Origin of the sequence: Clostridium sp. SM-530-WT-3G (assembly GCF_012843905.1) — a bacterium.
Classification (GTDB): Bacteria; Bacillota; Clostridia; order Clostridiales; family Clostridiaceae; genus Clostridium.
Window position 1 is genome coordinate 1 of sequence record NZ_JABAGC010000056.1, and the last position, 14,309, is coordinate 14,309.

A 14,309-nucleotide genomic window follows, 5' to 3' on the forward strand; every position below is an offset into this window, starting at 1 on the left:
ACTAATTCTTACTTATATTGATTATTTAGTTATTATTTTTTTAAAATATCATTTTTCATAGCGTACTTTACACTATCACTATTTCCACTTCTTTATAACAAGTGTTGCATTATGACCGCCAAATCCTAAAGAATTATTTAATACATATTCTAAATTCTGTCTTCTTCCTTCATTAGGAACATAGTCTAAATCAATTTCTTCATCAGGCACTTCATATCCTATAGTAGGTGGTATAAATCCATCTTCTAAAGCTTTTGTACATGCAATGGTTTCTATTGCACCAGCAGCACCTAGAAGATGTCCTGTCATAGATTTTGTAGATGATACAGGAACTTTAGTATTCTCTCCAAATACCTTCTTTATTGCAATTGTTTCAAAACTATCATTAAGCTGAGTTGATGTACCATGAGCATTTATATAAGAAATATCTTTTGGAGCAATACCAGCTTCTTTTATGGCATCTTCCATAGCTTTAGCTGCACCGCTTCCATCTGGTGCTGGTGATGTAATATGATAAGCATCACATGTTGAACCATATCCTACTACTTCTGCATAAATCTTTGCACCTCTGCCTTGTGCATGTTCTAAAGATTCAAGAACTACTACTCCAGCTCCTTCACCCATTACAAATCCACTTCTCTCCTTATCAAAAGGTATAGATGCTCTTTTAGGATCATTATTAGAATTCAATGCCTTCATTCCATGAAATCCACCAATTGCTACTCTAGTAATAGGTGCCTCTGATCCACCTGCAACCATAACATCTGCATATCCATGTTTAATTGCCCTAAAAGATTCACCAATAGAATTTGTACCTGTAGCACATGCAGTGACAATAGAAGTACATGGCCCTCTTAATCCATATTTAATTGCAACATTTCCTGCTACTAAATTTATAATAGACATTGGTACAAAGAATGGTGATACACGTTTTGATTTTCCTGTAACAAGCTTGTTGCATTCACTTTCAATTGTTTCTATTCCACCTATTCCTGACCCAATACTGACTCCAATTCTTTCTAAATCTTCTTCATCTAAGTTTAGGCCTGAATCTTTAACTGCTTGATCTGCTGCAACTATTCCAAATTGTTCAAATCTATCTAATCTTCTGCATTCTTTTTTGCTTATTATAGGTTCTGGATTAAAATCCTTAACTTCTGCTGCAATCTTAACATCTATTAAGTCATTATCAACTAATGTAATAAAATCTATACCACATTTTCCTTCTTTAGCATTATTCCAAAATGTATTTACATCATTTCCTATAGGAGTCAAAGCTCCCATTCCAGTAATAACTACTCTTCTTTCCATAAAATTTTTCCTCCACTACATCAACATTCCACCATCAACATGGATAACTTGACCTGTAATATAATCAGATTCATCACTTGCTAGAAATGCAACAACTTCAGCCACATCTTCAGCTGTTCCAAATCTTTTTAATGGAATATTCTTTTTTGCTTCTTCCTTTACCTTTTCCCCAAGACATTCTGTCATTTCTGTATCAATAAATCCTGGTGCAACAGCATTAACATTAATTCCTCTAGTTCCAATTTCCTTTGCTAAAGATTTCGTCATTCCTATTATTCCTGCCTTTGATGCCGCATAATTAACCTGACCAGCATTACCTGATATTCCCACAACAGAAGATATATTTATGATTTTTCCTTTTTTCTGTCTTATCATGACTGGTGTTATACTTTTAAGACAATTAAAAACGCCTTTTAAATTAACATCAATAACACTATCAAAATCTTCTTCTTTCATTCTTAAAATTAAATTATCCTTAGTTATTCCTGCATTATTTACTATAATATCAATAGCTCCAAACTTTTCTTTGGCACTTTTGATTAAATTTTCAACTTGATCTAGCTTGGAAATATCAGCTTTGATACTTAAAGCATCTACTCCCATTCCTCTTATTTCACTTTCAACTTCTAAGGCCTCTTTTTCGTTGTTTCTAAAGTTTATTACTATATTAGCTCCAAGTGATGCCAACTTTAATGCAATTGCTTTTCCAATGCCCCTTGATGCACCAGTTACAATTGCACATTTTCCTTTCAACATAAATTTCCTCCTCGAAATATATTATTAATATACAATATTTCTTTCAAAAATTATTTATGGTTTTTGGTAAACTATAACTTCTTAAATGCTTCAACTGTATTGATTAATGAATTCATATCTTCCACATTAAGAAGTCTTGCATTTCTATTAATCTTCTTTACAAATCCTCTAAGTGCCTTTCCTGGACCTACTTCAACAAATGTATCTACACCACTTTCAAGCATATTATTAATTATATTTTCAAATAATACAGAACTTCTGATGTGATCTTTTAATATTGTTTTTACATCATCATTATCTTCATATGGTGTTCCCTTTATATTAGAGTAGACTATTTTGTTAAAACCTTTTATATCTACCTTTTTAATAGTTTTATAAAATTCTTCACTTGCACCAGTTAATAATGAACTATGGAAAGGTCCACTTACTTTTAGAGGAATTCCAACACCTCCAAGCTCTTTGGCTATTTTAACTGCTTCATTTACTGCTTTAAATTCTCCTGAAATTGATACCTGTCCAGGACAATTAAAATTAGCACCTTCAACAACTCCAAACTTTCCTGCTCTTTCTAATAAATCCTGCATTTTTTCACTATTAAGCTTTAATATTGCTGCCATTGTTCCAAGACCTTCTGGAAGTGCACTTCCCATTATTCTTCCTCTCTCTTTTATTAAAAGAAGACCATCTTCTAATGATAATACTCCTCCATAAATCAATGCCGCATATTCTCCTAAGCTTAATCCTGCTGTATGATTTGCACTTATATCATTAACTTCTAAGGCCTTTAATGCCATAAGTGATGCTATCAAAATTAAAGGCTGTGCATTTTCTGTTTTTGTAATTACCTCTTCAGGACCTTCAAACATCATTTTTTTAATAGGCATATCTAAAATATCTTCACTATAATCTAATATTGATTTACATTCAGCTATATTTTCATATAAATCCTTAGCCATTCCAATTGTCTGTACACCCTGACCTGGAAATAAAAAAGCTGTTTTCTTACTATTCATTTCTGCCTCCAAATAAGTTAAATCTTTTTTCTGCTTCATTAAATAATTCTTCTATCATTTCTTTAGCAGTCTGTTCTTTGTTAACTATTCCTGATATTTGACCAGCCATTAAGGATCCATTATCAACATCACCATCTATAACTGCTTTTTTTAAAGCTCCTACACCTAATGTTTCAAGTTCTTCAACACTTGCCCCTTCTTTTTCAAGTTTTAAATATTTTCTTGCAAGTTTATTTCTCAAAACTCTTACAGGATGCCCTGTAGGTCTTCCTGTAACTTCAGTATCTATATCCTTGGCTTTTAATACTTTTTCTTTATAATTAGGATGTACTGTACATTCTTTAGCCACTAAAAATCTTGTTCCTAATTGAACCCCTTCTGCTCCTAACATAAAAGCAGCTGCAACACCTCTTCCATCACCTATTCCACCTGCTCCTACAACTGGTATTTCAACTGCATCAACTACTTGTGGTACAAGAGCCATTGTAGTTAACTGACCTACATGTCCTCCAGATTCAGTTCCTTCTGCAATCACAGCATCGGCCCCACATTTTTCCATCCTCTTTGCTAATGCAACTGATGCTACCACTGGTATAACTTTAATACCATGTTCCTTCCACTTGTTCATGTATTTTCCTGGGCTTCCTGCTCCTGTTGTTACTACTTTTACCCCTTCTGTACATACTAAATCAGCTATCTCATCTGCATTTTCTGACATGAGCATTATATTCACTCCAAATGGCTTATCAGTTAATTTTTTTGCTTCTCTTATCTGTTCTTTTACCCATTCAGTTGGAGCAGCTCCTGTAATTATCCCAAGTCCTCCTGCTTCACTTACAGCAGATGCTAATGATGCATCTGCAATTCTTGCCATACCGCCTTGAAATATAGGATATTCTATTTTCAACAACTCACATATTCTATTACCTTCCATAAGAATTTCCTCCTAGTCATAAAACATAAATTGTAATCATGACATTCTTTCTACTTATATATAAGTTATAAAGATCTATACTTGTGTAAGTTTGCTCTTTAAAACCCTATTTACAGTCATATTTATAAAAGTTTTAAAATTCACATAAATTCTATTTATGTTCTTCTACATAATTTACTGCATCTTTTATAGTTTTTAATCCATCTACTTCTTCAATTTGAATTCCATACTTTTCTTCTAATTCAATAACAATTTGGAATAAATCTAATGAATCTGCTCCTAATTCTTCAAAAGTAGTCTCTAATGTTACTTCTTCTTTCTCAATTTCTAATTGCTCACAAATAACTTCTCTAATTTCTTCAAATAACATAATAAATTCCTCCATTTATTCATATAATTTTTATTAATTAATTATTTTATTACCATTCAATAAGTGTAGAACCATATGTAAGTCCTCCACCAAATGCTACAAGCATTATCTTGTCACCTTTTTTTATCATTTCTTTTTGATACATATCATTTAATGCTATTGGTACAGATGCCGATGAAGTATTACCTACTTTATCAACATTCACATAAAATTTATTTTTATCTATACCTAATCTTTTGGCTGCTGATGCTATGATTCTCGAATTTGCCTGATGAGGTATTATATACTTTATTTCATCTATTGAAATATGTGTATCTTCAAGAATTTTTTTAATTCCATCTTCAATTGCTTTAGTAGCAAATTTAAAAATTTCTCTACCATTCATATCAATAGTTCTTTTTTTAATAACTTTTTCTTCAGTAAAAGGTGTATTAAAGTCTACAGCTCCAATAGTTAAACTCTCCCATTTATCTCCTTCAGCTTTTAAATAAGATTTAATAATTCCTCCCTCAGAACATCTTTTAAGAACAGCTGCCCCACTTCCATCACCAAATAGTATGCATGTACTTCTATCTTGCCAATCAATTACTTTTGAAAGAACTTCAGCTCCTATAACAAGAGCATTCTTATAATTCATAGAAAGCATCATTGATTTTGCTATTTCAAGTCCATATACAAAACCTGAACAAGCCACGCTAATATCAAAACATGCTGCTTTCTTTGCTCCTAATTTACTTTGTACAAGACATGCAACTGATGGAACAAACATATCAGGAGATACAGTGGCAACTATTATCAAATCTAGTTCTTCAGCATTTATTCCTGCTCTTTCTAATGCAAGTTTGCTAGCTTTATATGCAATGACTGAAGTATCTTCACCTTCTGATATATGCCTTTCTTTTATGCCTGTTCGTTCACTAATCCATTCATCATTTGTATTAACAAACTCACTTAACTTATCATTGGTAACAGCTAAAGAAGGTAAATATGCTCCAATACCTGCAATTCCAATATTATTCATAATGTTCTCCTTCATCTATAATTCATATTTTTGTTTAAAGAAATAATTTAGTTTGCCTAAAGAAGATATTAAAATCTGTTCTTCTTTATCATCTAATCCCTCTATTGCTGTATTTATCATATCTTTATGAAACTTTTCATGAAGTCTATATGCAAGCTTACCTCTTTTAGTAAGCTTGATTAAAACAACTCTTCTATCTTCTTCTATCCTTTTTCTTTCTACATATTGTTTCTTTATCAATTTGTTTATTGCTGTAGTTAATGTTCCCACAGTTATTTTTAAGCTTTGTGCAACTTCTGACATAGTTTTTTCTGTATACATACCAATGGCATCTATAGTATGTATCTCAGTTATGGACAAATCTGATATTTCTCCACTTCTCAAACTCGATTCTTCAATCTGTAATACGTCATTAAACAACTGTACTAATAATTTATTAATTACTGTTGTTGTCTTTTCCATTTCTGCACCCTCCACCTTGTCTTCTCAATTCCAATATAATATTGTAACTTTATCTTTAAATTAGTATGATTATTTTGAACCATCAAATATTTTGATTATCAAAATATATTACAATCAAAATATACTATACACAAAGCAAATTGTCAATTATATATTTAGAATTTTTTTACATTTTTATTATTCTTTTATTTTTATAATGCATGTGATATAATTATGAAAAAATATAGGAGGTGTACACGCTATGACTAGAAAACTAATATTGGGACTTGTTGTAATGCTAAGTCTTACTATGGTTTCTTGTGGTAATAAAACAAAAGAGATAGTTATAAATCAAGATACTGCAAGTAGTTCCTCAGCATCACAAGAAAATAACAATACAGATAGTACTTCTTCTGAAGATACTACTAAAGATGAAAATAAAACAACTGAAAATCAATCAAATGGTAATCAATCAAATGGAAACCAAACTTCATCTAATGGTTCATCAAAAAATGCAGATGATACTGTTAAAGTTTCTATATATACAATAGATGAAAATTCGTTAGAACCTAACGAGGTTGAATCTATTTCTGTAAATGAAAATGAAAGTTTAAATGATAAATTAACACAACTTGCAAAAAGTTTATCTGAAAATAATTTCAATGGTCTTCCTATTGAAGTAAAATCTATAGATACTGTTAACGGTAAAAAGATTGCTACAATCAACCTTGTTGATTCAGGCACTAATACTTGGGTACAAAAATTCCAAGGTTCAACTGGTGGTCAAGTAACTGCCAATACATTAATAGAAAACTTCCTCCAAAGTAATAATAAATCTAACACAGATTGGATTGATGGAGTTAAATTCTTATATAACAACGAACCTATAGAATATGACCATGTTTCAGATTTATCTGAAGTTCAGTATAGAAATTAAAAAGAGTGGCTCAAACCACTCTTTTCATTTTAAACTCAATTATATAATTCTTTATACTTTTTTAAATGTCGTATAGGATCTAATTCAACATCTTTTTTCATGTAATCTAAAAATAAATCATCTAATTCTATGCACTTATTAATATCTTCTAATGCCTCATCTAATTTTCCTATATTAACATAAAAACAAGCTCTATTATAATACAAAAAACCTTGTTCTTCATTTTCTCTAATACCTTCATTTATTACTTCTATAGCTTTTAAAAATTCTTTATCTTCTCTATACATTACTGCAAGATTTAAAAAACTATATGGATATTGCGGATTGGATTTTATAGACTTTTCATATAATTTTTTTGCTTCTTCAAAATTTCCTAATTTATTTAAAATAACACCTTTATTAAATAAAATTTTATAATTATCCTCTTCTATTTCTAATGCCTTATCTATATAAAATAATGCTTCTTCATTTTCATTATTTTCTTCATAAATACATGATAAATTTGCATTTGCCCACAAGTCGTTTGGATTAATTTCAATTGCCCTTTTATAATAAAATATAGCTTTGTCTTTTTCTTCAAGTTCATCATAAATATTTGCAAGGAAAAAGTATGCCTTATCATAGTTTTCATTTTTATCTATAGCTTTTTTATAAAATTCCTTGGCTCTATCTAGTTTTCCATCTTCATCATATATAACAGCAAGACCATAATAAGCTCTTGCATCATCTTCATCTAACTTCAAGACTTCTTGATACTTTTCTTCTGCATCAGCCTTAAGCCCTATTTCATCATATATAAGTGCCATATCCATAATAAGCTCTGTATCCATTTTTCCTATATTAAGACCATAAGCCTTCTTATAAAAACTAAGCGCTTTCAATAGGTTCCCATCAGTTCTTAAATTACGTGCCATATTTAAATAATTGTTATATAAATAATTTTTGTTTTCCATATGCTTCATCCTCATCATTTATCTTATAACTAATTTAGTATAACATTAAGAATTATAAAATTAAACATGAGTCTTTTTCCACATACAAAAAAGCAGTAAATTTAAAATCCTCTTATACTTAAATTTATAAAGTTTCAATATACTCTTTAATTTGATGTAAGTTTTTATAATTTTTATAGCAATATTTCTTTATGATATCATCTGCCTCTTTTAAATCTTCTACATGAATTCCATACATACATCCATTAAATGCAGCCTGTATTCCTGCTGGTGAGTCTTCAACTACTATACATTCTTCTGGTTTAACACCTAATTTATCTGCTGCTTTCAAGAAAATTTCTGGATCTGGCTTTCCATTAGATATATCATCTCCTGTAACTATTTCATCAAAATACTTGTCTAATTTAGCCATATTAACCTGCTTATCTGCACGAACTCTCTTCGCACTTGTGGCTAATGCTACTTTATATCCATTTTCTTTTAAGTATGATAATATTTCTTCTGCCCCATCTTTAACTGGAACTTTTCCTTCATCTATTATTTTAGCTAACAAATCATCCTTTTCTTTATACATTTCTTCTATAGGAAGATTTTCTCCAAAAATATTTATAAATGTTTTCTTAACATTTTTTCTTCCTGTTCCCATAACAGAAATATAAATTTCTCTTTTCATTTCATATCCATGCTTATTAAAAACCTTTATCCATGTATCAAGATAAGCTTTTTCTGTATCAAAAATAACTCCATCCATATCAAACAATACAGCTTTTATTTTATTCATAATTTCCTCCTAAATTTGAATTACCTTACATAAGAAATTTTCTTTACTACTATAATATAATTTTTAAAATTAAAATCAAGATTAGTAAAATATATAAATTAATAATATAAAAAGGATGTTGCATAACACAACATCCTTTTTATATTATTCTTGATCAGCCTTCTTATTTTCCCATTTCTTACGTTCAACAAATCTTCCCATAATAAATGCTATAATTCCTACACCTATACCAGTTTGTACACAAAACAAAAAACTTTCTACTTCTCCAGGAAGTTCTCCACCTATCCATGTTTCCATAACTGGTGTAAACCATGGTTCGTACTCTTCGCCTCTTACCTCTTCTATCATAACACTTCCAGCATCATCAGAGCCTCCAAACTCAGCTCCCTTCAAAGTAAATATAGGTACTATTGCAATTGCTATAGCAATAATCAATAAAATTATTACTGTTTTTTTATTACTCTTCATTCTACTTATCCCCCTTGAAAAATCCTATTCCAATAAGTTCAGATTTAGCATATGTTTCAAGACCTATAATAATTACAACTGTAAGTATTCCTTCTATAATAGCCAATGGAAGCTGAGTTGGAGCAAATACTCCTAAAAACTTAATTGCTGATGCTACTACCCCTCCATCTGCTGATGGGTAAGCAAGTGCAAGCTGAAAACTTGTAACACAATATGTGAATAAATCACCTAAAGACGCAGCTAAGAAAACTCCTAACTTTCTATTTACCTTCAACTTAACACATAATTTATAAATTACAAATGATAATATTGGACCAGCAATAGCCATTGAAAAAGTATTTGCACCAAGAGTTGTAAGTCCTCCATGTGCTAATAAAATTGCCTGAAAAATCAAAACTATAATTCCTAAAATACTTACTGCAAATGGTCCAAATAAAATAGCTCCAAGTCCTGTACCAGTCATATGCGAACAACTTCCAGTAACTGATGGTATTTTAAGTGATGAAATAACAAAAATAAATGCTCCTGCCATAGCTAAAATGGTAATTGATTTTCTATTTTCGCTCAAAGTTTTTTTAATTGATAAAAATCCTGCTATTAAAAATGGTAATGAAATAAGTCCCCATGCTATGCAATATTTAGGTGGTAAATATCCTTCCATAATATGCATTGCATTTGCTGCTGGAGTAATTCCAAATATCAACGCAAATATGATTGCAATTTTCATAATTTTCTTCTTACTATTCATTCTCTTCTCCTTTCAAAATAAAAAAAGATCCCTAAATTTAATGATTCCCACTCATTAAATTGGCATCTCAAAATTAACCTGATTTATTTTTATAAAAAAGGCCTTTTTAGTATCTATTCATCTCTCGTAAACAGATATCTAGCGAATATAAAAGGCAGGTATTCTGACTTATGCTTTAAACATTATATCTTGCCTTCCCAAGGTTATAATCCTCAGTGACATATTTAAGATATAACTAAGCAAACACAGCGGCGGGACCGTAAGAGATTTTCACCCTTTTCCCTATTATCCTGAGGAGAAATCACAGGCACCTCTTATATGTATTTAATTTTATATAGTATAATATTGATACTATAATTACCTTACACATTGTACAATTCCGTCTATAACCTGTCAAGTTTATCTGAATAAATAGCATTACTTACTTTAATTTAAATACTATACACAAAGTTATAAAACATCCTTAAATTCTTTTATATTTCTAGGATATACTTCCTTATTATCAATAATATTTTTCTCAACTAAAATTTCATAAATATCAAGCATTGTAGGTCTTTTTAAATTAGCTCTTTTTAATATATCATTGTTTTTAAAAACTTCCAAAGGTGTACTATCTGCTATTACTTCACCATCTGTAAATACCACTATGCGTTCTGCCCATCTATAAGCAAAATCAACATCATGGGTTGAAATTAATAATGTTTTATTTTCATCTGATAATTTCTCAAGAACATCTTCAAGCATTTCTGCATTTAATGGATCTAATGCTGCTGTTGGCTCATCAAATATAATTATTTCAGACTTCATAGCAATTATATCAGCTATACTTACACGCTTTTTCTCCCCACCACTTAAATAATGAGGTGGTCTGTCTTTAAATTCTGTAATATTCATATATTGTAAAGCTTCATAAACTCTTTTTTCTACTTCATCTTTGGGTAATTTTAAATTCATAGGTCCAAAAGAAACTTCAGCTAAAACTGTAGAGGCAATTATCTGATTATCTGCATCTTGAAATACAATTCCTACATTTTTTCTAAGTTCATTTAAATCTTTCTTAGTTATTTTTTTACCTTTGTATATAATATCTCCATAACTAGGCTTAAGAACTCCATTCATATTTAAGAAAAATGTAGATTTACCTGCTCCATTTGAGCCCATAACTGCAATCTTTTCACCTTTGTAAATGTCTAGATTAATATTATTCAATGCTATTTTTTCACTATCATATGAATAACACAAATCTTTAATTTGTAAAATTATTTCTTTATTAATTTTCTTCATAATGTTTCTCCTAATTATTACCTGATATTATCCACACTATTGCTACACAAATAAAATAAGCAATGAATCCTACAATATGTTTAAATTTTATTTTTTTATCTTCCTCAAGAAAGTTCATTTCACCATCATAACATCTAGATTCCATAGCCTCATAATAAGCATTTGCTTTTTTCATAGATACAATCAGTAAATTTCCCACTGTACTTCCAAATGAATAACATGCAGTTTTAAAATCTACATAACCAAGTCTTGATTGAGCTGAATTTTTCATCTTACATTGAACATCAATAAGAATAAATATAAATCTATAAATAAGATTCATAAGTTCAATAATTATTTTTGGAATACGTATACTGCGTAATGAGGAAATAATTTCACTAGTGTTTGTAGATAAAGTCATCATATATAATGAACTTACAGCTCCAAAGGCTTTCAATATTACTTTTAGAGTTTTTATTATATTTTCATTTGATGAATATATGTAAAATATGTGAAGATTCAAATTGTACTGCCCAATAGGCTTTGTTGAAAATCCAACTGCTATTGCAATGCTCCCCATAATCATAAAACCGATTGGTATAGTAAGAAGGGATATATAATCATGAAAGCTTATACCTCCAATGTATACTGTAATAATTCCCATAGTAAGAGAAATAAATAAGGATACATAAATATTATCAGCCAATATGCATATAATTAAAGATAAGATTGCAAAAATTATTTTTAGTTTTGGATTAACATTTTTCATCCTTGATGAATATGCATAAAAGTCAATTGAATATACCCCATCATGTTTATGCTTAAACTTTTTTTCTTTACGATGCCACTTACTACTTATTATGTGATTTCACCTCCTCTATAGCTTCTAATTAGATATTAAAAGTATAATTTTCTCCCTGAAAAATGTCAAACAATATTAAAATAACCCCAATGTAGATGTTATAATTAAAATCTACATTGGAGTTACTTATATTAATTTCTTTTTTAATTCATTTTTTATATTTTTACTTGCAAAAGAAGCTTTAACACTCATATTATATATATTTTTATAATCTTCAAATGTCATATGAAAATATTCATTAACTATCTGTATTTCATTTGTCATTGTTGTATCTGATACAGTCCTATTGTCTGTATTAATGGAGATATTAATTCCATCTTTATAAAAATCATAAATTGGGTGATTTTCAAAACTACTAACCGCTTTAGTTTGCACATTACTTGTAGGACATATTTCAAGTGTTATATGCTTTTCTTTGACTATTTTATAAGCTTCTTCACAATCTTTTATATATACTCCATGTCCTATCCTCTCAGCTTCAAGAAGTTTTACTGCCTCTAATACATTTTCACCTATACCAGTTTCTCCTGCATGAATAGTAATTCTATATCCATATTCTTTAGCTAATGTAATAGGTTCAATAAATTTTCTGCAAAACCCCTCTTCTTCTCCTGCACACAAATCAACTGCTACTACACCTTTATCAAGAAATTTTCTTCCTGCTTCTATAACTTCAAATGCTTTTTCTACTGACATGAACCTCATACATCCAAGTATTAAATTTCCCTTTATATCGAATTTTTTTTCAGCATCATGTATCCCTATCAATACGCTTTCTATTACTTCTTCTAATGTCAGTCCTCTAACTGTATGAAGTACTGGCGCAAATCTTACTTCCATATATTTCACATTTTCTTTTGCTGCATCTTCATATAATTCAAATGCTATTCTTCTTAAGTCTTCTTTAGATTGCATAACTAAATTTGGTATTGTAAATGCTCCTAAATATTCATTTAATGATGAGCAATTTAAAGGTACTATAATTTCCCTTTTTATCTCATTTATATCATATGAATTAAGTTTAATATTTTCTTTGTTAGCTATATCTATTATTGTTTCCGCCCTTACACTCCCATCCAAATGGCAATGTAAATCAATTTTAGGTAACTTAAACAAATCCATTCTTTTCACTTCTTTCACTAAAGTTTATTAAAAAATTCCTAATTACGAAAAAAACTAAGTAATTTTCTTCGTAATTAGGAATTATAGGTTCTTAGTAGAGACTTCCAACCCATATTACTAGAATTCTACGAAATCTATAATTTAATTTTTTTGTATTATATATCAACATATTCTTTATGTCAAACTAACATAATATATATTATACCCAGCTCTAAATGTTTTTATATAATTACCCATAAGTATTAATATATTTAACTTTTACATCAACATCAGGATGTATCTCACAAAATTAATGTATAACATAGTAACAGCTTGGGCATGGCTCCCATTTACTATATAAAACAAGTTCCCCATTATCTTTAATTTTCTTTTCTTCTATTAATTTATGTATGTGTTCAAATATCTTCTTTTCACTATCATTAACCCTATTATATCCTATACCAAGTTTTCCTCTTTTATTTACCTTGTTACTTTCAAATTTAGCTTTATCTATATGTGGTGAAGCACAATAATCTAACACTTCATTACTTCCACTAATAGCCTTATACTCTTTATTATCATATACTGCTACAGCAATATTTATTGAATCATTTAATGCTTCACTTTGATTTATCCTGTATATTGACTTATCATAATCCTCTTCAACAATATAACAATATACTTATGTAGATTTTTAATAAGCCTCTTTATCCTTGGAATATTATTATCTAAGTGATAATGATATTCTATACTTCCAGTTTCTACAGGAATATATGTACTGCTTATATTATCTTTTATATTAATTGATACCGTATTTACTTTTTCACAGCAATCATATTCCTCATCTATTTCTTTATTTTCAAAGGATATCATCTTTTTAAGAAGTTCAATATCTTTGGCGTATAAATATTCCTTATCTAATTCTTTCTCAATATTCTGAATCCTTAGTTTTTCATCTTCACTAGCTCTAGATGATATATAGCTTTTTATATTTTCTACTATATCAATTATTTTATCTACATTTTCCTGAATGCATGCCTTTCTATCATATTCCACTCTATCTATATTTAATATTTTAATATGACTTATTAATTCACATAATTTTTTATGATTATCTTCAAAAGTATCTATCTTTCTAAAATAATCAAGTAAGTCATCTAAATTTTTAGCCGTATATGTAATACCATCATTTAAATATTTTAATATTTTTTCATCTAAGTCCATATCTTTTTTAGTTAATAAATTTCTTTTTTTATTTTTTTCATATTTCACCACCGTTACTGAAAACTTATAAAAATCTATAAAAAATTATAAAATCTTATGTTTCATTCCTTTTTCAATGTATCTGCT

17 protein-coding genes and 2 riboswitches are annotated in these 14,309 nt (G+C 29.2%); of the genes, 1 reads left to right on the forward strand and 16 read right to left on the reverse strand.

All coding sequences use genetic code 11. The features are described 5' to 3' along the window. Positions 1-78: 78 nt before the first annotated feature. The 7 genes from fabF to HF850_RS14375 all read right to left on the reverse strand — a co-directional run bounded on the left by fabF (position 79) and on the right by HF850_RS14375 (position 5,867). The gene (fabF, locus tag HF850_RS14345; RefSeq protein WP_169106110.1) at positions 79-1,311 is read right to left on the reverse strand and encodes a beta-ketoacyl-ACP synthase II; all 1,233 of its coding nucleotides are present in this window, start codon (positions 1,309-1,311) and stop codon (positions 79-81) included. Positions 1,312-1,326: 15 nt separating this feature from the next. Continuing rightward, on the reverse strand, positions 1,327-2,067 hold the full coding sequence (gene fabG / locus HF850_RS14350; protein ID WP_169106111.1) for a 3-oxoacyl-[acyl-carrier-protein] reductase: 741 nt from the start codon (positions 2,065-2,067) through the stop codon (positions 1,327-1,329). 71 nt (positions 2,068-2,138) lie between these two features. Further along, complete coding sequence (gene fabD / locus HF850_RS14355; protein ID WP_169106112.1) at positions 2,139-3,080, reverse strand: ACP S-malonyltransferase; 942 nt, start codon at positions 3,078-3,080, stop codon at positions 2,139-2,141. Then, the gene (gene fabK / locus HF850_RS14360) at positions 3,073-4,014 is read right to left on the reverse strand and encodes an enoyl-[acyl-carrier-protein] reductase FabK (RefSeq protein ID WP_169106113.1); all 942 of its coding nucleotides are present in this window, start codon (positions 4,012-4,014) and stop codon (positions 3,073-3,075) included. Before fabK ends, fabD begins: the two co-directional genes overlap by 8 nt. 151 nt (positions 4,015-4,165) lie before the next feature. Further along, positions 4,166-4,384, reverse strand: a complete 219-nt coding sequence (locus HF850_RS14365) for an acyl carrier protein (protein WP_169106114.1) — start codon at positions 4,382-4,384, stop codon at positions 4,166-4,168. Positions 4,385-4,433: 49 nt separating this feature from the next. After that, the gene (locus tag HF850_RS14370; protein ID WP_169106115.1) at positions 4,434-5,405 is read right to left on the reverse strand and encodes a beta-ketoacyl-ACP synthase III; all 972 of its coding nucleotides are present in this window, start codon (positions 5,403-5,405) and stop codon (positions 4,434-4,436) included. A gap of 15 nt (positions 5,406-5,420) precedes the next feature. Continuing rightward, positions 5,421-5,867, reverse strand: coding sequence for a MarR family transcriptional regulator (locus HF850_RS14375; RefSeq protein ID WP_169106116.1), 447 nt, complete (start codon positions 5,865-5,867; stop codon positions 5,421-5,423). A 241-nt stretch (positions 5,868-6,108) separates the two neighbouring features. Between HF850_RS14375 and HF850_RS14380 the strand changes: the two genes are divergently transcribed. Further along, positions 6,109-6,783, forward strand: a complete 675-nt coding sequence (locus HF850_RS14380; protein ID WP_169106117.1) for a hypothetical protein — start codon at positions 6,109-6,111, stop codon at positions 6,781-6,783. 35 nt (positions 6,784-6,818) lie between these two features. Here the strand turns inward: HF850_RS14380 and HF850_RS14385 are convergent, their stop codons facing one another. From HF850_RS14385 to HF850_RS14425, 9 genes are all read right to left on the reverse strand, one after another. Next, entirely contained in the window at positions 6,819-7,736 is a 918-nt protein-coding gene (locus HF850_RS14385) for a tetratricopeptide repeat protein (RefSeq protein WP_169106118.1), read from the reverse strand. Positions 7,737-7,860: 124 nt separating this feature from the next. After that, positions 7,861-8,517 carry an HAD family phosphatase gene (locus HF850_RS14390; protein ID WP_169106119.1) on the reverse strand — a complete coding sequence of 219 codons (657 nt, stop codon included), beginning with the start codon at positions 8,515-8,517 and terminating at the stop codon, positions 7,861-7,863. 144 nt (positions 8,518-8,661) lie between these two features. After that, a complete protein-coding gene (locus HF850_RS14395; RefSeq protein ID WP_169106120.1) occupies positions 8,662-8,985 on the reverse strand; it encodes an energy-coupling factor ABC transporter substrate-binding protein in 324 nt (107 codons plus the stop codon). A gap of 1 nt (position 8,986) precedes the next feature. Continuing rightward, entirely contained in the window at positions 8,987-9,733 is a 747-nt protein-coding gene (locus HF850_RS14400; RefSeq protein WP_169106121.1) for an energy-coupling factor ABC transporter permease, read from the reverse strand. Between the two features lie 135 nt (positions 9,734-9,868). Then, a riboswitch (cobalamin riboswitch) is annotated at positions 9,869-10,063 on the reverse strand. Positions 10,064-10,183: 120 nt separating this feature from the next. Next, complete coding sequence (locus HF850_RS14405) at positions 10,184-11,017, reverse strand: ABC transporter ATP-binding protein (RefSeq protein WP_169106122.1); 834 nt, start codon at positions 11,015-11,017, stop codon at positions 10,184-10,186. Positions 11,018-11,027: 10 nt separating this feature from the next. Further along, positions 11,028-11,765, reverse strand: a complete 738-nt coding sequence (cbiQ, locus tag HF850_RS14410; protein ID WP_169106123.1) for a cobalt ECF transporter T component CbiQ — start codon at positions 11,763-11,765, stop codon at positions 11,028-11,030. 219 nt (positions 11,766-11,984) lie between these two features. Next, positions 11,985-12,980: an adenosine deaminase gene (gene add / locus HF850_RS14415; protein WP_169106124.1), complete on the reverse strand. Its 996-nt coding sequence runs from the start codon at positions 12,978-12,980 to the stop codon at positions 11,985-11,987. A 51-nt stretch (positions 12,981-13,031) separates the two neighbouring features. Continuing rightward, positions 13,032-13,131: riboswitch (purine riboswitch) on the reverse strand. A gap of 138 nt (positions 13,132-13,269) precedes the next feature. Beyond that, on the reverse strand, positions 13,270-13,629 hold the full coding sequence (locus HF850_RS14420) for a deaminase domain-containing protein (protein ID WP_169106126.1): 360 nt from the start codon (positions 13,627-13,629) through the stop codon (positions 13,270-13,272). After that, a complete protein-coding gene (locus HF850_RS14425; protein ID WP_206151688.1) occupies positions 13,590-14,231 on the reverse strand; it encodes a hypothetical protein in 642 nt (213 codons plus the stop codon). Before HF850_RS14425 ends, HF850_RS14420 begins: the two co-directional genes overlap by 40 nt. Positions 14,232-14,309: the final 78 nt, after the last annotated feature.

Excerpts from the sequence above, each read along its gene's own strand:
- fabF (WP_169106110.1), bottom strand. The coding sequence starts at position 1,311 with ATGGAAAGAAGAGTAGTTATTACTGGAATGGGAGCTTTGACTCCTATA.
- fabG (WP_169106111.1), bottom strand. The coding sequence starts at position 2,067 with ATGTTGAAAGGAAAATGTGCAATTGTAACTGGTGCATCAAGGGGCATT.
- fabD (WP_169106112.1), bottom strand. The coding sequence starts at position 3,080 with ATGAATAGTAAGAAAACAGCTTTTTTATTTCCAGGTCAGGGTGTACAG.
- fabK (WP_169106113.1), bottom strand. The coding sequence starts at position 4,014 with ATGGAAGGTAATAGAATATGTGAGTTGTTGAAAATAGAATATCCTATA.
- HF850_RS14365 (WP_169106114.1), bottom strand. The coding sequence starts at position 4,384 with ATGTTATTTGAAGAAATTAGAGAAGTTATTTGTGAGCAATTAGAAATT.
- HF850_RS14370 (WP_169106115.1), bottom strand. The coding sequence starts at position 5,405 with ATGAATAATATTGGAATTGCAGGTATTGGAGCATATTTACCTTCTTTA.
- HF850_RS14375 (WP_169106116.1), bottom strand. The coding sequence starts at position 5,867 with ATGGAAAAGACAACAACAGTAATTAATAAATTATTAGTACAGTTGTTT.
- HF850_RS14380 (WP_169106117.1), top strand. The coding sequence starts at position 6,109 with ATGACTAGAAAACTAATATTGGGACTTGTTGTAATGCTAAGTCTTACT.
- HF850_RS14385 (WP_169106118.1), bottom strand. The coding sequence starts at position 7,736 with ATGGAAAACAAAAATTATTTATATAACAATTATTTAAATATGGCACGT.
- HF850_RS14390 (WP_169106119.1), bottom strand. The coding sequence starts at position 8,517 with ATGAATAAAATAAAAGCTGTATTGTTTGATATGGATGGAGTTATTTTT.
- HF850_RS14395 (WP_169106120.1), bottom strand. The coding sequence starts at position 8,985 with ATGAAGAGTAATAAAAAAACAGTAATAATTTTATTGATTATTGCTATA.
- HF850_RS14400 (WP_169106121.1), bottom strand. The coding sequence starts at position 9,733 with ATGAATAGTAAGAAGAAAATTATGAAAATTGCAATCATATTTGCGTTG.
- HF850_RS14405 (WP_169106122.1), bottom strand. The coding sequence starts at position 11,017 with ATGAAGAAAATTAATAAAGAAATAATTTTACAAATTAAAGATTTGTGT.
- cbiQ (WP_169106123.1), bottom strand. The coding sequence starts at position 11,765 with ATGAAAAATGTTAATCCAAAACTAAAAATAATTTTTGCAATCTTATCT.
- add (WP_169106124.1), bottom strand. The coding sequence starts at position 12,980 with ATGGATTTGTTTAAGTTACCTAAAATTGATTTACATTGCCATTTGGAT.